Here is a 19,892-nt window from a genome sequence, read left to right as displayed (position 1 = left end):
AACCGCAGTTTCAGCGATGCTGGGGGAAACGAAAACCCCGGACCGTAGGCGCCGTGCGCCCGGCCACGTCGAGCCGAAGGACACCCCCGTGAGCACATCCGAGACGAGCACCGCCGCAGACTCCCCCCTGGCCGAATTCCCGCTGGGCGTCGTCGAGCCCGAATACGAGCTCTGGGGCGAGGTCGACGTGGACCCGGCAGGCCTGTTCGGCGAGGACAACATCCCCGCGGAAGACCGCGCGTACTGGGACCGTGCCCGCCGCTTCGGCCTCGACGAGGTCCGCCCGATCATCGACGACTACTGGGACCGCGCCGACTATCCCTTCCAGCTGGCCACCCGGCTCGGCGACCTCGACCTGCTGCGCGACGGCATCGACGTCGAGGGCTACCCGGCCATGAGCACCCTGGCCGCCGGCCTGGTCAACATGGAACTGTCCCGGGCCGACGGCTCGGTGGGGACCATCGGCGCCGTCCAGGCCGGACTCGCGCTGCGCTCCATCGCCTACTGCGGCTCCCCCGAACAGATCGCCGAGTGGGTTCCGAAAATGGCGCGTGCCGAAGTCCTCGGGGCCTTCGCGCTGACCGAGCCCACCCACGGTTCGGACTCGGTGTCGCTGGAAACCCGCGCCACCCGCGTCGAGGGCGGCTACGTCCTCAACGGCGAAAAGAAGTGGATCGGCAACGGCTCCACCGGCGGCATCACCGTCGTCTGGGCCCGGGACGACGAGGGCAACATCCGCGGGTTCATCGTCCAGCAGGAATGGGATGGCTACACCGGCACCACCATCCCCGGGAAGCTGAGCCTCCGGGCCATCTGGCAGGCACACATCCGCATGGAAAACGTCTTCGTCCCGGATTCCCACGTCATGCCCGGCGCCCAGTCGTTCAAGGACACCGGCAAGGTCCTCTTTGCCACCCGGCTCGGAGTTGCCTGGTCCGCCGTCGGCCATGCCACCGCCTGTTACGAAAGCGCGGTGCAGTACGCGTCCCAGCGCATCCAGTTCGGCCGGTCCCTGTCCTCGGCCCAGGTGGTCCAGGAACGGCTGGCCCGCATGCACTCCGAACTGGCCACCATGCAGCTGATGGTCATGCAGATGACGCGCCGCGAGGAAAAGGGCGAGCTCTCCCCCGTGCAGGCATCGCTGGCGAAATACACCTGCACCCGCACCGCCCGGCAAATCGCCTCCAACGCCCGCGACCTGCTGGGCGGAAACGGCATCCTGCTCAAGAACCGCGTGGCACGCCACCTGGCGGACATCGAGGCGGTGCACACCTACGAGGGCACCGAGACCGTCCAGGCGCTGATCATCGGCCGTTCCATCACCGGGATCTCGGCCTTCAACAAGTAACCGGCACGCGGCTCAGCCGCGCAGGAACGGGAGCATGCCGGCCAGCACCTCGTCCGCGGGGAACAACGTCGAACCGTGGGTCCTTCCCTGCAGCGGGACGAACCGGGCGTCGGGCAGCAGCTCGGCGGCCCGGCGGGAGTCCAGGTACCTCTCCGTATCGCGGGTCCCGGCCATCAGCAACACCGGCAGATCGAGGTCGGGCAGCACGGATTCGTCGAGCCCGGGCTCGATCTCGGTCCGCTCGAAGTAGGCGACCAGCGCCTCGGATTCGTTGGCCATGAACGCTGCCTTCGTCTGCGGGTCCAGCGTCTGGCCGTCCACGAAGGCCTGCATCCCGCCGGTGCGCAAGGCGTCAAGGTAACCGTCGAAGAACACCTTCGCGACCTCGCCGGCTTGCGGCCGATAAGTGCCGCCCAGGGTGACCAGCTTCTCCACCCGTCCGGGCGCCCTCGCCGCCAGGGAAAACCCGACACGTGAGCCGAACGAATACCCCACCACGGCGGCGCTGGCCAGCTTCTCGGCGTCCAGCACCGCCAGCACATCGGCGACCAGCAGGTCCATCGCGTACGCGTGTGGGTCATGCGGTTTTCCGCTGCGTCCGTGCCCGCGCAGGTCGATCCGCACCACGGTGAATCCCTCCAGGGCCTTCACATAGCCCAGGCCTCTCCAGATGGCCCGGGAAAGGGCCGAACCGTGCAGCAGGACGACGGCGGGGCCCTCCCCGGTCACGTCGTAGGAGATGGTGGTCCCGTCCAGGGGGTTGTGCGCTTCGGCCATGGATTCAGATTATCCCGCAGTGTGCCGGCCGCGCTCCGCAGCATTCACACCTGGTGTTGCCGCCATTTTCAGCGAACGCCAAGCTTTGGCGTTTATTGTTCTTAAGTACCTCATGGAGGTGCGAGTGATGAGAGCACCGGCTGGTTTATCGATGATTCCCCCCAACTATCGATCCAGCCGGTGCTCGTCTCGTTAAGGCGCAGTGCAGCCGCCGTCTGGTCCTTCCCTCGACATGCCGCAGCTTCGGGGCGAGACTGGGGGAATAGGAGCATGAGCGAGGGAGCACACCATGAGCGAGAATCCCCAGGACCCGTCCACCGGCGAACCGGCCACGGAACCCGAGAGCGCCGAGGCGGCAGCGGCAAAGACCGCGAAGGCCCAGCACGATCACGACGACGAGCGCGTGGACGAATGGGAAGACGAGTCCTTCCCCGCCTCCGATCCGCCGTCGAACTACTAGCCCGCGGCAGTTCCCATTGAGCTGACACGGGACGCACAGGTGGTTCCAAGTTTCGCTGTTTAGGCTGAAGGAACCTTCTCAAAGGTGCGAGTGATCAGAAGCACCGGTTATAGCGGTTTGTCGCCTCCTTGTCTGCTATGGCCGGTGCTTCACTCCTTTAACCGATCCCCCGCCGCGCGCCCCGCCGCCCCGTAGTCTGGGCTCATGGCCGCACCGACCTCCCCACATATCGCCGTCATCGGATCCGGCGTCGCCGGCGCCTCCACCGCCTTCGCGGCAGCACGCGCCGGCGCCCGCGTCACGCTCATCGATCCGGAGACCGACGGCGCCGCCACCCCTGCAGGCGCGGGCATCATCATGCCGTGGGCCACCAGCAGCGAGGGCCCGTTCTACGACCTCTACGCCGCCGGAGCCGAACACTATCCGCAGTTGTTGGAGGAGCTGGCCGCCGTGGGAGTGGACGATGTCGACTTCCGCGTCACCGGGGGGCTGATCGTCCACGACGATGACGAGCTCCTGCGCACGACGGCGGAGCGCATCTCCGCACGGATCTCCGGTTCGGCGGTGGCCGGCACCCTGCGCCGGGTCGATGCCGAGGAGGCGGCCGGCCTCTTCCCGCCGTTGCGCCCCGGCCTCCGCGGACTGCACCTCAGCGGCGCCGCCCGCGTGGATGGCCGCTCCCTGCGCTCCGGACTGATCCGCGGCGCCCAGGCCCACGGCGCCGAGCTGATCGCGGACACCGCCTCGCTCACCGCAGCCCGGTCCCCGGGCGGCACTGCACACCTCGAGGTCGGCGGCAGGACGCTGGCACCCGATGCCATCGTCGTCGCCGCGGGCGCGTGGACCGATGCCGTGCTCGCCCCGCTGGGCCTGGCTACCGGCGTCGTGGCCCAGCGCGGGCAGATCCTGCACCTGCGCGCCGACGGACACACCACCGACCACTGGCCCAGCGTGCACCCGCTCACCGACGTCTACATGGTGGCCTTCGGCGGATCCCGGCTGGTCTTCGGGGCCACCCGTGAGGATGGCACCGGCATCGACCCGCGGCGCACGGCGGCCGGAGAGCGCAAGCTGTACGACGGCGTGCTGGACCTGGCCCCGGGCCTCGCCGACGCCACCGTCATCGAGACCCGGGTGGGCATCCGCCCCATGAGTCCGGAGGCCTTGCCGATCGCCCGCCAGCTGGCCCCGGGCCTGTGGGCCAATGTCGGGTTCGGCCCGGCCGGGCTGACCATGGGCCCGTGGGTGGGATACCGGCTGGCCCGGGACGTGCTGGCCGCCACCGCGTAGCATGGGGTTGAACCCACCCGTCATCCCGTGAGGAGACCGTTTTGGCCCAGGACATCCGCTTTGACCGCGCCTACGAAGGCCACCGCCCCTACGCCGCCGCCGAGGACCGCTACGACACCCTGGGCTACCGCAGGGTCGGCCGTTCGGGCCTGCTGCTGCCGCCGTTGAGCCTGGGGCTGTGGTGGAACTTCGGGGACAACCGGACGTTCGACACCCAGCGCGAGATCCTGCGCCACGCGTTCGACCACGGCATCACGCACTTCGACCTGGCCAACAACTACGGTCCGCCCGCCGGCTCCGCCGAGGAGAACTTCGGGCGGATGCTGCGCACTGACTTCAAGGCGTACCGCAACGAAATGATCGTCTCCTCCAAGGCCGGGTATGACATGTGGCCCGGCCCGTACGGCAACTGGGCCTCGCGCAAGTACCTGATCGCCTCGGCGGAGGAGTCCCTGCAGCGCCTGGGGCTGGACTACGTGGACATCTTCTACTCCCACCGCCCCGATCCCGAGACCCCCATCGAGGAAACCATCGGCGCACTGGACACGCTCGTGCGCCAGGGCAAGGCGCTCTACGTGGGCATCTCCTCCTACTCCCCCGAGCGCACTGCGGCGGCAAAGAAGGTCGCCGACGAGCTCGGCACCCCGCTGGTCATCCACCAGCCCTCCTACTCGATGCTCAACCGGTGGGTCGAAGACGGGCTGCTGGACACCCTCGACGACCTGGGCATGGGCTCCATCGCGTTCACCCCGCTGGCGCAGGGCCTGTTGACCGGAAAGTACCTCGACGACAAGAACGCGACGCCCTCCGGCGGCCGCTCCTCGTTGGCCGGGCTGACCGAGGAGAACCTGTCCACGGTGCGCGAGCTGGCGAAGCTGGCCGAACAGCGTGGACAGACCCTGGCCCAGATGGCCATCGCCTGGTTGCTGCGCGATGGAGGCGTCACTTCGGTGCTCATCGGGGCCTCCTCGACCCGGCAACTGGACGAGAACCTGACCGCAGTGGAGAACACCGCGTTCAGCGCGAAGGAACTCGAATTGATTGACGGAATCACCCGGGGTGCCGATAACGTGGATATCTGGCGCCGGTTCTCCGAGTCGTAGGCGGAGGCGGCGAACGCGACCACCGATGAGGAGGCCTCCGGGTGAACACCGATCTGCCCACTGTCCAGGACAGGGAATCGACGACGGGGGTCCGCCTGGCCCGGCTTCTGGCGGCGGCCGCGCTGGCTGTGGCCACCCTGGTGGGCATCGGCTCGCCCGCCCAGGCGGAACCACCGAAGGACGTCGTCGTCGAGGACACCGCGGGCATCCTCGATGAGTCGAAGCTGGTCCCGGCGATCGAGGACACCAGCTTCCGCAGCCCCACCACCGTCGTCGTCTTCACCCAACGCGGAGCCCGGGACGACATCTTCAACGAGCGGGTCCTGGCCTACGCCCGGGCACACCACCCCGAGTGGCTCAGCGCCGACGGACAGAAGTGGGCCGACGGGCTCTTCATCGTGGGCATCGACCCGGACGGCCGGCATATCGGCACCTACATGGGCGAGGACCGCAAGGTCAGCCAGGACGCCCAATCGGATATCCAGGACTCGGCGAAGGACCTGCTCGCCGACGCCCAGTGGACGGATGGGGCCATCGAGGCGGTCCACACCGGCGCCCGGATCATCAACCGGCCGTGGTACCTGAGTCCGGTGGCGTTGGTCCTCGGCGGGCTGGGCGTGGTGGGCATCGGCGCCGCGGGAGTGGGCATCCTGATCTACCACCGCAACAACCGGCGCAAGTTCGCCGCTGCCCTCGCCCAGGGAGATGAGGCCTACGCCAACGTGACGATGGACCTGGACGTCACCGAGCTCAACGCCCGGACCATCCCCACCGAATCCACCTACGGCGCCCGGGTCCTGGAGCGTTACCGCGAGTTCCGCACCCGGTACACCGAGCTGACCGGCCAACGCCGCGAACTCGACGGCGTGCCGTCCAAGGTCCGCTCCATGCCGGATGGAGTCTCCCAGGCCGAGGACTTCGCCGAGGCTGCGATCGCGCTGGACAAGCTCGACGACGTCATCGCCGATGCCAACTCGTTCCTGAACCACGACTCGAACTGGGAGGAGGCGTGGGAGCACCAGACCCGCGACCTGCGCGAGGACCTCGACGGCATCGACGAGGTGCTCACGACCGCCGAGTCGGACCCCAGCGAACCCACCGCAGCAGCACTGGTGTCGTTCCGCGATGAAATCCAGGCCACCCTGCCATCCTGGCGTGCCGCCCTGGCCGACGCCAGCATGACCCCCGACGAGGCGCTCGATACCCTCCGGGACACCCGTGCACGGCTCTCGGAACTGTTCCAGGCCCATGCCGAGGCGACCATCGCCGCCCATGCCTCCTCCACCGAAGAGGAAGAGCTCATGCGCGAGGAGCTCAAACAAGCCCAGGCGGAAGCCACCCGACCACGCGCCCGGCGGACCAGCATCCTGACGACGTCCTACCCCGGGGTCTACTACTGGAGTGCCGTCACCATGAACACGGGTTACACGTCCGGCCAGGCCTCGGTGGCCAGCGCGCAGAGTTCGTCGTCCTCCGGGTATGGCAGCAGCGGCGGCAGCTTCTCCGGGGCAGGAAGTTCCTCGAGCTTCTAGTCCCCCGGTTCCGGTCCCCTGCACTGTTGCGCAGGAGCCGAAATGTGCAGATGCAGTGACCCGATTCACAAACCCGGGCATTCGGGACATGATGGTTCGGTGCGCCCCTCCACCGCGGGCGCCCCGCGTTTCAACGAAGAGGAGTCAGGCAGTGTCCCCCACCGCCCAGCAGTCCAACCAGCCCGGCTACCGCGTGCTGAACCCCGCCACCGGCGAGGTCGTCGAGACCTTTGACACCGCCACCGACGCGCAGGTCCAGGACGCCCTGTCCGCCGCGCAGTCCGCGTACGAATCGTGGGGGTCGCTGCCCATCACCGAACGCGCGCCCATCGTGAAGCGCGTCGCCGAGCTGTTCACCGAACGTGCCGACGAGCTGGCCGCCACGATCACCGAGGAAATGGGCAAGCCGCTCTCGGAGTCCAAGGGCGAAGCGGAATTCTGCACCGACATCTTCAACTACTTCGCCACCGAGGGCCCCACCCTGGCAGCGGACCAGGAGATCAAGGCCATCGGCGGCGGCCGGGCCATGGTCCAGCGCCTGCCCGTCGGCCCCCTGCTGGGCATCATGCCGTGGAACTACCCGTACTACCAGGTTGCCCGCTTCGTCGCACCCAACTTGATGCTCGGCAACACGATCATCCTCAAGCACGCGGAAACTTGCCCGCGATCGGCCCTGGCCATCCAGAAGATCATGGACGACGCCGGTGTTCCGGCAGGTGCCTACGTGAACCTCTTTGCCTCCCACGAGCAGATCGCCGACGTCGTCGCCGACCCGCGGATCCAGGGGGTCTCCCTGACCGGCTCGGAGCGCGCCGGGGCCATCATCGGTGAGCTCGCGGGCAAGAACCTGAAGAAGGCAGTGCTGGAACTGGGCGGATCCGACCCCTACGTGGTCCTGGATTCCGCCGATGTGAAGGCAGCAGCCCAGCTCGCCTGGGCCACCCGGATCGAGAACACGGGCCAGGCCTGCAACTCCAACAAGCGCATGATCGTCATGGAGGACATCTACGACGAATTCGTCGCCGGGCTCACCGAACAGGCCGCCGGCCTGGTCCCCGGGGACCCCGCCCAGGAAGCCGAGGGGACGTTCGGCCCGTTGTCTTCCCGCGCCGCAGCGGAGGCCCTGCACGAGCAGGTCCAGGACGCCGTGTCCAAGGGTGCCACCCTGCACGCCGGCGGGACCCTCCACGACGGTCCGGCTTCGTACTACTCCCCGGCGGTGCTGACCGGGATCACCGAGGACATGCGCGCCTACAGCGAGGAACTCTTCGGCCCCGTCGCCGTCGTCTACAAGGTCTCCTCCGACGAGGAGGCGCTGAAGCTGGCCAACGACACCCGCTACGGCCTGGGCGGAGCGGTCTTCAGCACCGATGAAGAGCGCGCCCGCAAGGTCGCCCAGCGTCTCGAGGTCGGCATGGCCAACGTCAACGGCATCGGCGAAGACGCCGATCTGCCCTTCGGCGGCGTCAAGCGTTCGGGGTTCGGCCGCGAGTTGGGCCCCCTGGGCATGGACGAATTCGTGAACAAGCGCCTGTTCTACATCGCGGATTAGCCGGGGCTGGGGTGGCGTCTACCTTAGGGTAGGAACCATGACGATCGAGGCCTCCGCATGAGTTTCCGACCCTTCCGCCGTCGCAGGGCTGGCGAGACGCCCCCCACCATCCCGCTGGCCCCCGGCGGACGACACGTCCAGGCCGACACGCTCGGTCCTGCGGACCCCCGGGTTGCCCCCACCGACCGCGTGGCACTGCTCTGGTCCAGCGGGCTGGGCCGAAGCGCCACCCGGGCCGGCCAGGTGCTGCTGCTCCTGGTCCTTGCCGGGGCGGCCATCGTCGGTCTGGCCCAGGTCAGCGTCGTGGTCCTGCCGCTGCTGATCGCCCTGATCCTCACCAGCGCGCTGTGGCCGCTGGTGCGGCTGCTGCGCCGTCACGTATCGTCCATGCTCGCCGCGTGGACCGTCTTTCTCGGTTCATTCGTGGTCCTGGGCGGCATCGGTACCGGGATCGTCCTTTCCGTCCGGTCCCAATGGTCGGGGCTGGTCGACCAAGGCGTGCAGGGTTTCCACCAGCTTCAGGACCTCGTAAAGGATCTGCCGTTCCAGATCAGCCAGGGCCAGATCGACGGCGGGGTGAAGGCCGTCACCGACTTCCTGACCAGCAAGCAGTTCGGCGCCGGCGCCCTGACGGGGCTCTCGGCCGCTGGAAACTTCTTCACGGGGTTGGTCCTGTTGCTGGTCATCATGTTCTTCTTCCTCAAGGACGGAGACAAGATCTGGGCCTTCTTCCTCTCCTGGATCCCGCGCAGCCACGAACCGAAATGGAAGGCCAGTGGTGACCGGGCGGTCACCACGCTGGGCGGCTACATCCGGGGAACAGCGACCGTGGCCCTGGTCGACGCTGCGGGTATCGGCATCGCCCTGTGGATCATGAACGTCCCCCTGGCCCTACCGCTGGCAACCATCGTGTTCATCAGCGCGTTCATCCCGATTGTCGGCGCGACCTTCGCGGGCATCCTGGCCACCCTGGTCGCCCTCGTGGCGAACGGACCGGTGGTGGCTCTGATCGTGCTCGGTGTGGTCATCCTGGTGAACCAGCTCGAAGGCAACTTCCTGCAGCCGGTGGTCATGGGCCAGGCACTGCACCTCCATGCGCTGGTCATCCTGCTGGCCTTGACCATTGGCACCGTCCTCAGCGGGATCGTCGGCGCCGTGCTCTCGGTGCCGCTGACCGCCGTCGGCTGGGCGATCGTGAAGATCTGGAGTGGACGCGACGACGACGCCATAGCGGTCCACGAACACAGGGAACCGATCTCCGACTGACCCCGGCAATACCGGGCGAACGCCCACTCCGCGTACAGGCGGTTCAAAGGTTCGCCTTTTAGTCTCTTAAGTACCTCATCAAGGTGCGAGTGATGAAAAAGAGGCCCCAGCTGTCCCCCCGGCTGGGGCCTTCATCATGTCCGGCTCGTGGTGGTCGCGCGGCGACCAGGGTGTCTAGACTGCGAACTGAACATCTCAACAGCGGCCGACTACCGGAAGGACCCCCGTGAATTCCCCCGGACCGGCATCTGACGCCGATATTCCTGCCTACCTCAGGAGCCTGGGCCTGCCTGGCCTGGCGGATATCCACGTGCACTTCCTGCCCGAACCGATGATGCGCAAGGTGTGGGCCTACTTCGATGAGGCCCCAGAGCACTATGGCCGCGCCTGGCCCATCTACTACCGCACCAGCGAGCAGGCACGTTTGGAGACGCTGCGGAGCTTCGGGGTACGGGCAGTTCCTGCACTCTCCTACGCGCACAAGCCGGGCATGGCCGGTTGGCTGAACGACTGGAGCCAGGACTTCGCTGATCGCGTCCCCGATGCGGTGCGCTGCGCGACGTTCTATCCCGAGCCCGGTGCAGGAGATCAGGTACGTCAACAAATCCAACGTGGGGCCCGGCTCTTCAAGATCCATATCTCAGTTGGCGGATTCTCCCCGGACGATCCCCAACTCGATGATGCGTGGCACCATCTGGAGGTGGCGGGTATCCCGGTGGTCATCCACGCAGGTTCCGCACCGAGCAGCGGCGACTACACCGGCCCGGAACCCGTCCGTCGGCTCCTTGAAAGATTTCCCCACCTGCTCCTGGTGATCGCCCATCAGGGCATGCCCGAATACCATGCCTTTGCGGACCTGGTTGAGAAGTATCCGAGAGTCCACATGGATACGACGATGGTCGGGACCGACTTCACCAACCAGTTCGCGCCCATGCCGGAGAGCTATCTCGAACGACTGCCGGGCCTGCGGGAAAGAATTGTCCTCGGTTCCGACTTCCCGAACATTCCCTACCGGTACTCCCATCAGCTCGAGGCACTGGCGCGCTTGGGCCTGGGCGATGAATGGATGCGCAGCGTGTTGTGGGACAACGGCGCACGGCTGCTGGGATTGCCGGCGCACGAACCAATGTTGGAAACCTAGGCCATCCAGCCAACCCATACCCCACATACAGGTTCTCCCAAGGTGGACTTCCTAGAGTGGTGAGTACCTCAAAAAGGTGCGAGTGATGAATCGGGCCCCGGCTTTCCCCCAAGCCGGGGCCTTCATCATGTCCGGGTGCCTACCAGGAGACGATGAGCAGCGTCGCCGCGAACACCAGCCCGGAGGCGATCAGCACGATCGTGGTGTAGCCCAGGATGTCGCGCATCTTCAGCCCCGCAATGGCCAGCAGCGGTAGCGCCCAGAACGGTTGGATCATGTTCGTCCACTGGTCACCGTAGGCAACTGCCATGATCGGGATCGCCGGATCCACCCCCAGCTGTTCTGCTGCGGTGAGCATGATCGGTGCCTGGACGGCGAACTGCCCGCCCCCTGAGGGGACGAAGAAATTCACCAACCCCGCAGACAACAGGGCCAGCACGCCGAAGGTCTGGGGCGTGGAGATCGAGACGAACGCTTCGGAGAAGACCTGGATCAGCCCGGTGCCCTGCATGATGCCCAGGATCCCGGCGTAGAGCGGGAACTGCAGCAGGATCTCCCCGACATTGGACGCGGCATCCTTCGTCAGGGCCACCAGCTCGAAGGGGTTGCGCACCAGCAGCAGGATCAATGCCAGGAACGTCCAGTTCACGATGTCCAGGGTGATGGTGCCGCCCTGCACGAAGTGGATCACCAGGTAGGCGGCCAACATGAGGCCGAGCAACAAGGTCGGGACGCGGCTCGCGTCCACGCGGTCCGCGGGAGTGACGATGTCCTCTTCGACCTGGACTCCGGTGTCACGGGCGTCGCGCTCCAGTTCAACGATCTTGTCGGCCTGGCGAGGAGCCACCAGGAACAGGGCCAGACCGACCACCACGATCGTGGCGACTGCCGCGATCATGTTCCACGTCGAGAACGTCGTCTCGGAGATCGGCAGCGGTCCTCCCAGCTGCTTGGCAATGAACGAGTCCGGGGTCGCCGCCGTCAGCGGACCGGAGCCCGAGTAGCCCATGTGCCAGACGACGAAGCCGGCGAACCCGCAAGCCACGAGCATCGGGAAGTGCAGCCGGAGACCGCGTTCGCGTCCCTGGGCGGCGACCTCCTTGGCGAGCAGCGCCCCCACGACCAGGCCCAGCCCCCAGGTGATCAGCGAGGCCACGGCGGCGACGACGAACACGAACAGGTAGGCCTGGATCGGCGTGCGCGGGATGCTGCCCAGGAACGCCAGCAACCGGCGCACCGGACGCGTGTTGGCCAGGATGTGGCCGAGCATGAGAACCAGGGCCATCTGGGTAATGAAGGCCAGCAGGCCGGCCAGTCCATCACCCCAGCTCTTGATGACCAGCACCGGCGAGGAACCGGTCAGGGTGAGCGCCAGGATGGCGACGATGAACGTCAGCACGATCGCGAAGACGAGTGCTGAGGGGATGAACTTCTCGACCAAATGGTTGACCGGACGCATGGCGCGCGAAATCGGCGTGCCCTGCTTCACGGTATCTGTGCGACTCTGCACGAAAAACACCTCGCGGGATGAAGGAGTGGGTGATTTCGAACACACTACCGTCAACCAATTCCTGACTAGGGAACCCCCATCATCCGGTCGGCCGTCAGATGGAGCAGGAGTCCGGCTGAACTGGGGTTCGCAGTGATTCCCCACCGCACGCACAGCCCGCGTAAAGCTTGGGCTTTTAGTGTTTTAACTACCTCATAAAGGTGCGAGTGATGAATCGGGCCCCGGCTTTCCCCCAAGCCGGGGCCTTTCTCATGTCCGGGGTGGGGCTATCAGTCGATCCGCCGGGCCCCGGGGCCCGGCTGGACCACGAAGATGTCGGGCTCCAGATATCCCTCATCGGCGAACCGCCGGCGCACCGCAGCCATGACGGCCGCTGTATCCCCCACGGGAACAACGGCGATGGCCGAGCCGCCGAAGCCTCCGCCGGTCATCCGCGCCCCCAGGGCGCCGGCCTGCTGTGCTGCCTCGACGGCAGCGTCCAGCTCCGCACAGGAAATCCCGAAGTCGTCGCGCATGGAGACGTGGCTGGCGTCCAGCAGGGGGCCGATGGCGCGGGGGCCGGCGGTGTCCAGAATGTCCACCGTGTCGAGCACCCGCTGGTTCTCGGTCACGATGTGGCGCACCCTGCGGAACGTGTCGGCGTCCAGGACCTGCTCGGCTTCGGTAAGCCGGCTGGTGTCCACGTCACGCAGCGCGGGAACCCCCAGGGCGGCCGCGCCGCGTCGGCAGGCGGCGACCAGGTCCTTGTAGCCTCCGGATTCGTGCGCGTGGGCCACGCGGGTGTCGATGACCAGCAGCTCAAGCCCTGCACCGGCCAGATCCAGGGACACCTGCCGGGCGTCGCGGCTGCGGCAGTCCAGGAACAGGGCGTGCCCGGTGGTCCCGAGCAGGGAGGCTGACTGGTCCAGGATGCCCGTCGGTGCGCCGACGAAGTCGTTTTCTGCGTGCTGGCAGAGCAGGACCAGGTCCTCCCGGGGGATATGCAGTCCCAACAGGTCGTCCAGGGCGAGGGCGACGGCGCATTCGATCGCCGCCGAGGAGGACAACCCGGCACCGGAGGGAACGTCGGAGTCGAGCAGGACATCCACCGCCGGCACCTGGTGGCCGCGTTGTTGCAGCGCCCAGATGACTCCCGCTACATAGCGGGCCCAGGGTTCGACGGTGGCAGGTTCGAGCTGGCCCAAGTCGGCCTCCGCAATCCTGCCTGCCGTCGCCGCCTGGCCGGTTCCTGCCGGGTCGGCGCCCTGTAGCGATGCGGCCCGCAACCGGGCGGGACCCTGAGGCCGCAGGGCGACGGCGACGCGCGCCGTATGCCCCAGCGCGAAGGGCAGCACGAACCCGTCGTTGTAGTCGGTGTGTTCGCCGATGAGGTTCACACGGCCGGGGGCGGCCCACACACCGTCGGGTGCAGATCCGAAGAGCTCGCCAAAGGCCAGCGCAACGCGCTCGGCCGGGAGGGCACCGGCGTCGTCCTGATGACTCATGCCGGGGTTCCCTTCACTGACTGGACGGCGTCCCGGAGCCGGGCTGCCGTGGATTCGGGCGTGACGTCGCCGATGAAGGCACCCATCGCGGCCTCCGATCCTGCCAGGTACTTCAGCTTGTCCTCGGCCCGGCGCGGGGAGGTCAACTGCAGGTGCAGGCGCAGTTCGCCGGCGTCCGGGTGACGGGTGGGGGCCTGGAACCAGGCGGCGATGTACGGGGTGGGCGTGGCATAGAGGGCATCCACCCCGCGGATCAGGCGCAGGTACACCTCCGCCAGGTCGGCCCGCTCGGCGGCGGTGAGCCCGGCCAGGTCCGCGACGTGGCGGTTCGGGACGATGTGCACCTCGATGGGCATGCGGGCGGCAAACGGGACGAAGACGGTGAAGTACCCGCTGCGTTCCACGATCCGGGAGCCGTCGGAAATTTCGAAGTCCAGCACGTCCTGCATGAGGTTGCGTCCGGTGTCGGCACGATGGTTGCGCGCCTGTTCCAGTTGGGCCAGCGTCCGGGGCGGAACGTAGGGGTAGGAATAGATCTGGCCGTGCGGGTGGTGCAGGGTCACCCCGATCTGGGCGCCGCGGTTCTCGAACGCGAAGACCTGCTCGATCCCCGGCAGCGCCGAGAGTTCCCCGGTGCGCTGGGCCCAGGCATCGACGACGGTGCGGGCCCGCTCCAGGGGGAGGTCTCCGAACGAGTCGTCATGAGCGGCACTGAAGGCGATGACTTCGCACCGTCCGTGCGCGGGAAAGGTCTCCCCCAGGCCGGCGCCCAGGACCTGGTCCTGCTGGTCCGGCCCGAAGGAGGGGAAACGGTTCTCGAAGACGACGACGTCGTAGTCCTGGGCCGCAACCTCGGTGGAACGGCCAGCCCTCGAGGCGCACAGCGGGCATTCATCTGCCGGCGGCAGATGCGTACGGGTTTGCCGGTGGGCGGCGAAGGACACCCACTCCCCCGTCAGCGGGTCCCGCCGCAATTCGGCAGCCGGTGGCCGACCCGGCAGCGTCCGCAGGTCTGAAAGTGCCGCAAAGTCCTCGGGTCGATGGGATGCGTCGAAGAAGTACAGGATGTCCCGGCCGTCGGCCATGCGCCCCCGCACCGGCTCGCGCGGTGTCCCGACGTCGGCCTGCCGCGGGGTGCGGGTCACGGGGCTGTTCACGATGTCTCCTCGGCTTCGGCATGGAGCAGGATGGCCCGCTCGGGATTGAGGGCGGGCACCATCAGGCCGACCGTGGACAAGTAGGCGCCCGTCGCGGTGAACCCGTCGGCCACCCAGTCCGGGGCTTCGCGTTCGGCATAGGTACCGGCTTCGTTCCCGGGAAGGACCACCGACACACGGTAGGTCGTCCCGGGTTCCAGCCCCGGCAGCGCCACGGCCCCCGGCCCGGCATCCTCGCTGGAGCGCAGCAGGGAGAAGGCATACAAGGCCTCCTGGCCGTCGAGGGCCACCGTTCCGTACAGGCTGAAGGCGTCGTCGGCGAGGTCGGCACGGACCTGGACCCCGGAGTGCAGCAACGCCCGGTGCTGCTTGTAGAGCCCGACGAGTTCGTGCAGGGTCTCCCGGTCGGTGCCCACTGCTTCGCGGATGTCCCATTCCATCCCGAAGTGCCCGAACAGGGCGGTGATCCCGCGGAAGGCCAGGGCGTGCGTGCGCCCCGAGGTGTGGGCGGTCGAGGGGCCGATGTGCTGGCCGACGAGTTCCGGGGGCAGCACCCGCTGGGTCATCTCCTGGATGTGCTGGCGTTCCAGCGCGTCGTTGGAGTCCGAGGCCCACACCCGGTCCGTGTGTTCGAGCACCCCCAGGTCCACCCGACCGCCGCCGGAGGAACACGATTCGATCTCCAGCCCGGGGTGGGCGGCCTTGAGCTCGTCCATCATCCGGTAGGCGGCCAGCGTCTGGGCGTGCTGGGAGGGGGTCCCGGCCGAGGCCACGTCTGCCAAGTCGCGGTTCTGGTCCCATTTGAGGAACGCGATCGGTCCTCCCGCGTCCCGGGCCGTCGAGAGCACCGCGTCCAGGGAAGCGAACACGTGGGCGTAGGCGTCCGGCCGGGTCAGGTCCACCACGTGCTGGTTCCGCCAGGTGGGGGCCAGCCGGTCACCGCGGGCACTGCAGATCCATTCGGGATGGTTGCGGGCCAGGTCGGAGTCGGGATTCGTCATCTCGGGTTCGACCCACAACCCGAACTCCATGCCCAGCTCGTTGACTTTCCCGATGAGCGGCTGCAGCCCGTCGGGCCACATCTCGGCCGAGACGCTCCAGTCACCGAGCCCGGAGGTGTCGTCGCGGCGGGATCCAAACCAGCCGTCGTCGAGCACGAAGCGTTCCACGCCGGCCTCCGCGGCGCAGACGGCCAGCGAGGTGAGCTCGTCCAGGTCGTGGCGGAAGTACACGGCTTCCCAGGTGTTCAGCACCACGGGCCGTTCACGGCGCGGGTGGCTTGGGCGCGAGCGCAGGTAGGTGTGGAAGCGGGCAGCGATGCCGTCGAGTCCGTCGGCGGAATAGGCCAGGTACGCCCACGGCGAGGTGTGGGAGCCGCCGGTGTCCAGCACGATCTCCCCGGGGCCGGGCAGCTCCCCCGCACCGAGGGCCCGGGTGGGGGTGGCGGTGCGTTCGGCGAACACCGTGCTGTTCCCGCTCCACCCGAAGTGCAGCGCCCACACCTCCCCGCGCCGGTTGGCGAAGGACGGTGTTCCGGCGGCCATCAGCAGCGGCGCATCATGCCCGGTGCGGCCGCGCCGGCCGGTGCGGGTGTGCGTGCCCACCACGAACGGCAGGCGCTGGACCGACCGTTCACGGGACCACCGCCCGGCGGTGTCGAGCAGGTCGGTGGCCTGCGGGCCCACGGGCAGCATCACGTTCAGGGCGCGCACCTCATAGCCGGGGGCGCCGACGTTGGACACGGTGTGGCGCACGCGCAGCACCCCGCCGGGCAACAGCTCCGCCTCGGTGGACAAGTCCAGGCCGGCGTCCGCATCGGTGGCACGCAACACCAGCCGCTGGGGTTCCTCGGTCACCTCGGGATCGGCGAACCGGGCCGAGGTGTCCCGGCCTCCGCGCCCGCCCTCCAGCAGCGGGGTGCCGGACCAGCCGTTCGCCGCCTGCGGCCACAGCGGCATCGCCAGCGGGTGGTCGTAGTTGGAGTGCAACACGGGACCGGTGGATTCGTGCTCCGGCAGCGGGCCGGGATCGGCGCCATGATGCACGACGGCGGGAACTCCGGTGGTCTGCAGGATCAGGGCCACGCCGTGGCCGGCCAGGGATACAAGACTCATGCGGTGCCCTCCCAGGCGGTGGTGCCCAGCAGGGCGACGTCAATGACCAGCTCTGCCTGGCTGGATGTCAGGGAATCCCGGGTGGGAACGTCGACGCCGCAGGACCGGCTGCCCAGCCCGTGTTGGCCGGCGTCGAGGCCCAGATGCCAGGCGGTGGGTGCCGGCAGGTCGGTGGGGTGGTCAGCGGCGGCCAGTTCCTGCTGGCTCCACGGGCTGAGGGTGAAGCCGGTATCCGGCGGCCCCTCGATGACCCGCAGGCGCAAGGTCCTGCCGTCGGCCAGTGCCAGGTCCAGCCGGTGCAGGTGCCCCCGACGGCCGTTGGCCTGGGGCCGCGGGTAGTCGGTGCGCAGGTCCCCGGCCCTCAGCCGGTGGGTTCCAAACCGGGGGGCCGCCTGCGAGTCGGCGTAGGACTCCCCCGGCCCGGCCCCGGTGAATTCGACGACGGCGTCATCGGTGAGGGCCTCCGCCGGCAGGGTGAAGTCCAGACCCAGTTGGGCCAAGGGGAACCCCAGCTCCTGCAGCGCCGCCAGCCGGGCCCGCAACCGCAGGCCACCGTCGACGACGCTCCAGTGCAGGTCAGCGGTGAAACCGGAGGACAACGCCGGGGCGCCGTAGCGGTGCGTTGCCCGCAGCGTCGATTCGTCGCCACCGGTGGACACGGTGCGGCGCTGGAGCCGGTGCAGGCCGGCGGCATGCCACTTCTCTGCGAGCGCGACGACCGGGCCGGGTTCCGTGTCGGCGTAGTCGTCCCAGTCGAAGCCGGGTGCCGCCTGGGCGGTGATGCCCACGGTGCCGGCGCCGCCGGGCCGCAGGTCGCGGGTGGGTTCAATGGCTCCCGCGTCGTTGTCCGTCGGCGCACGGTAGGCCAGCAGCTCCGGACCCGCCAGGCCCAGGCCCGCCCAGTCCCGCAGCAGTCCGGCGGCGTCGAAGTCCGCCACCGTGCGGGGGTCGGTTGCTGCTGTCTGTGCCGTGGCGGGCAGGTGGCGTTGCGGGGCGGCCGCGGCGGCACGGGCGGAGCCGGGACCGGCCGTCGCCGTGGGGCCGGCGATGATGCCCTGTCCCCAGGCGACCTCATGGCCTCGTGGCGCCCACCAGGTGTCGGCGACCAGCCGCGCTGAGACGGTGAAGACGGCACCGGGGTGCTGCCGTGCTGCGGCGGGCACTTCCACCGTGGCGCTCGAACGGGCGGGGAGCGCCGGATGGTCGAGGGTGCCCCCGGCCAGCGGCGCGACCGCAGCGTCGGGACCGGTGGCATCCAGCCGCCAGGTGAATTCGATGCCCGAGGTGTCGACGAAGTCCTGGCGGTTCTCGATCCGGACGTCCCCTCCCACGGTGATCCGCACGGGGGCGATCACCGCAGCGTATTCCAGCAGCCCCGGGCTCGGGGTCCCGTCGGCGAAGACCAGTCCGTCGAGCACGAAGTTGGAGGTGTGGATCGGCTCGGCAAAGTCGCCGCCATAGGCATGCACCGGCCGGCCGTCGGCGGTGCTGGCCAGGATCCCGTGGTCCTTGTACTCCCAGACAAAGCCGCCGGCCGCGCGGGGATGCGCGTCGAAGAGGGCCTCGTAGTCGGCCAATCCCCCGGGGCCGTTGCCCATCGCGTGCGCATATTCGCACAACACGTACGGTTGTGTGGCGATCCGGTCCGAGCCGGCGGCGCTCGCCGAGGGCACCGGGTCTCCGGCGAGGATCGAGGCGGACTCGGTGGGGGTCGCATACATCCGGGAGTACACGTCGGTGTAGGCGCCGTCGTGGTCACCTTCGTAGTGGATGGGGCGCATCGGATCGTGGTCGCGCAGCCAGTCGGCCATCGCCGCCAGGTTGGCCCCGGTGCCTGCCTCGTTGCCGAGCGAGAACATGACGACGCTGGCGTGGTTCGCGTCCCGTCGCCAGGTGCGTTCGATCCGGTCCAGGTAGGCCGGAAGCCACGCGGGGTCGTCGGAGGGATTGCGCGCCCACCGGTCGACGACGAAGCCGTGGGTCTCCAGATCGCATTCGTCCACGAGCCAGAAGCCCAGTTCGTCGGCGAGGTCAAGCAGGTGGTGGTTCGGCGGGTAGTGGCTGGTGCGGATGGCGTTGATGTTGTGCCGCTTCATCGTGGCCAGCTCGCTGCGGGTGAATTCCCCGGTGACCGCGCGGCCTGAAGTGGGGTGGAATTCGTGGCGGTTGACGCCGCGGAACCGGATCGGGGACCCGTTCACGCGCAGCACGCCCTCGAGGATGTCGACGCGGCGGAATCCCAGGCGCAGGGTCACCCGTTCGTCCGGGGAGGACAGGGTGGCCGGATAGAGGTGGGGCGTCTCGGCGGTCCACCCCTGGACGGTTCCGACATCCAGCTCGGTCCGGGCGGTGGTGATGTCGCGGGCGATCCCCAGGTCGGGGATGGACAAGTGCAGCGGGAACGCCGCCGCCGGGGCATCGACGTCCAGGGCCAGGTGACCGGTCCCGTCGTCGTAGTCGGCCACGACGTGGACGTCACGGATGCCGGCCCGTGGTTCGCCGATGAGGGTGACGTCACGGAAGATCCCCGGCAGCCACCATTGGTCCTGGTCCTCCAGGTAGCTCGCCGCGGAGAAGGCGTGGACGCGTACGACCAGGCGGTTGCGTTCGCCTCCCGTGCGCAGCGTGTCGGTGACATCGAATTCGTGTGTCAGGCGGCTGCCCGAGGCGTGGCCGATCTGCGTGCCGTTGAGCCACAGTTTGAAGGTCGATTCCACTCCCTCGAACCGCAGGATGATCCGGCCCAGTCCCGCCAGGACGTCAGCGGTGAAGCCGAGTTCGTCGGCGGTGAATTCGCGCAGGTGGTCACCGGTTCCGTTGGCGTCGGGCACGTAGGGGGGATCCACCGGGAACGGATAGTCGACGTTGGTGTACCAGGGGCTGCCGAAGCGGTTGACCTGGCCGATGACCAGGGGGCCGTTGGAGGGATCGAGCACCCAGTGGCCGGGCACGGTGACGGTGTCGGGGAAGTCGGCGTCCTCGGCCGCCGGGTCCGGGCGTGCACCGGAGACCGACGGCGCATAGCGGAAGCCCCACGTCCCGGCCAGGTTGGCCTCGGGCCGATCGGAGGCCAGGTGCGCCCGGGCGGGCAGGGTCCCGGAGCCGGGTGAGGGGTCGAGGTCGTAGGGAAGCTGCGGGATTCCAGTCGTGGTCACCGG

General features: G+C 68.5%; 14 protein-coding genes. 8 read left to right on the top strand and 6 right to left on the bottom strand.

What is annotated here, in order from left to right; translation table 11 throughout:
* Window positions 1-88 precede the first annotated feature (88 nt).
* Window positions 89-1,348 (top strand): acyl-CoA dehydrogenase family protein, encoded by a 1,260-nt coding sequence (locus tag ABD088_RS09065; RefSeq protein WP_343901603.1) that lies wholly within the window; start codon window positions 89-91, stop codon window positions 1,346-1,348.
* A 12-nt stretch (window positions 1,349-1,360) separates the two neighbouring features.
* On the opposite strand, the gene ABD088_RS09060 is transcribed toward ABD088_RS09065, so the two are convergent.
* Window positions 1,361-2,125: an alpha/beta fold hydrolase gene (locus ABD088_RS09060; protein WP_343901602.1), complete on the bottom strand. Its 765-nt coding sequence runs from the start codon at window positions 2,123-2,125 to the stop codon at window positions 1,361-1,363.
* 289 nt (window positions 2,126-2,414) lie between these two features.
* Between ABD088_RS09060 and ABD088_RS09055 the strand changes: the two genes are divergently transcribed.
* The 7 genes from ABD088_RS09055 to ABD088_RS09025 all read left to right on the top strand — a co-directional run bounded on the left by ABD088_RS09055 (window position 2,415) and on the right by ABD088_RS09025 (window position 10,469).
* Entirely contained in the window at window positions 2,415-2,585 is a 171-nt protein-coding gene (locus tag ABD088_RS09055) for a hypothetical protein (RefSeq protein WP_343901601.1), read from the top strand.
* A gap of 204 nt (window positions 2,586-2,789) precedes the next feature.
* Window positions 2,790-3,875 (top strand): NAD(P)/FAD-dependent oxidoreductase, encoded by a 1,086-nt coding sequence (locus ABD088_RS09050; protein ID WP_343901600.1) that lies wholly within the window; start codon window positions 2,790-2,792, stop codon window positions 3,873-3,875.
* A gap of 41 nt (window positions 3,876-3,916) precedes the next feature.
* Window positions 3,917-4,978 (top strand): L-glyceraldehyde 3-phosphate reductase, encoded by a 1,062-nt coding sequence (gene mgrA / locus ABD088_RS09045; protein WP_343901599.1) that lies wholly within the window; start codon window positions 3,917-3,919, stop codon window positions 4,976-4,978.
* A gap of 41 nt (window positions 4,979-5,019) precedes the next feature.
* Window positions 5,020-6,510, top strand: coding sequence for a DUF5129 domain-containing protein (locus ABD088_RS09040; RefSeq protein WP_343901598.1), 1,491 nt, complete (start codon window positions 5,020-5,022; stop codon window positions 6,508-6,510).
* Window positions 6,511-6,661: 151 nt separating this feature from the next.
* Window positions 6,662-8,062 (top strand): NAD-dependent succinate-semialdehyde dehydrogenase, encoded by a 1,401-nt coding sequence (locus ABD088_RS09035; RefSeq protein ID WP_343901597.1) that lies wholly within the window; start codon window positions 6,662-6,664, stop codon window positions 8,060-8,062.
* A 57-nt stretch (window positions 8,063-8,119) separates the two neighbouring features.
* Window positions 8,120-9,328, top strand: coding sequence for an AI-2E family transporter (locus ABD088_RS09030; RefSeq protein ID WP_343901596.1), 1,209 nt, complete (start codon window positions 8,120-8,122; stop codon window positions 9,326-9,328).
* Window positions 9,329-9,554: 226 nt separating this feature from the next.
* Window positions 9,555-10,469, top strand: coding sequence for an amidohydrolase family protein (locus tag ABD088_RS09025; RefSeq protein WP_343901595.1), 915 nt, complete (start codon window positions 9,555-9,557; stop codon window positions 10,467-10,469).
* A 139-nt stretch (window positions 10,470-10,608) separates the two neighbouring features.
* On the opposite strand, the gene ABD088_RS09020 is transcribed toward ABD088_RS09025, so the two are convergent.
* From ABD088_RS09020 to ABD088_RS09000, 5 genes are all read right to left on the bottom strand, one after another.
* The gene (locus ABD088_RS09020; protein WP_343901678.1) at window positions 10,609-11,928 is read right to left on the bottom strand and encodes a short-chain fatty acid transporter; all 1,320 of its coding nucleotides are present in this window, start codon (window positions 11,926-11,928) and stop codon (window positions 10,609-10,611) included.
* Between the two features lie 320 nt (window positions 11,929-12,248).
* Window positions 12,249-13,463 (bottom strand): galactokinase, encoded by a 1,215-nt coding sequence (galK, locus tag ABD088_RS09015; RefSeq protein ID WP_343901594.1) that lies wholly within the window; start codon window positions 13,461-13,463, stop codon window positions 12,249-12,251.
* A complete protein-coding gene (gene galT / locus ABD088_RS09010; RefSeq protein ID WP_343901593.1) occupies window positions 13,460-14,620 on the bottom strand; it encodes a galactose-1-phosphate uridylyltransferase in 1,161 nt (386 codons plus the stop codon). Before galT ends, galK begins: the two co-directional genes overlap by 4 nt.
* Window positions 14,617-16,734 carry an alpha-galactosidase gene (locus ABD088_RS09005; RefSeq protein WP_343901592.1) on the bottom strand — a complete coding sequence of 706 codons (2,118 nt, stop codon included), beginning with the start codon at window positions 16,732-16,734 and terminating at the stop codon, window positions 14,617-14,619. The genes galT and ABD088_RS09005 overlap by 4 nt, the downstream gene beginning before the upstream one ends.
* A complete protein-coding gene (locus ABD088_RS09000) occupies window positions 16,731-19,889 on the bottom strand; it encodes a glycoside hydrolase family 2 TIM barrel-domain containing protein (RefSeq protein ID WP_343901591.1) in 3,159 nt (1,052 codons plus the stop codon). The genes ABD088_RS09005 and ABD088_RS09000 overlap by 4 nt, the downstream gene beginning before the upstream one ends.
* Window positions 19,890-19,892 lie beyond the last annotated feature (3 nt).

The organism is Arthrobacter rhombi, assembly GCF_039526245.1.
Taxonomy (GTDB): domain Bacteria; phylum Actinomycetota; class Actinomycetes; order Actinomycetales; family Micrococcaceae; genus Arthrobacter_H; species Arthrobacter_H rhombi.
Note: the sequence above shows the minus strand (reverse complement) of the source record. Positions and strands in the feature narration are given on the sequence as shown.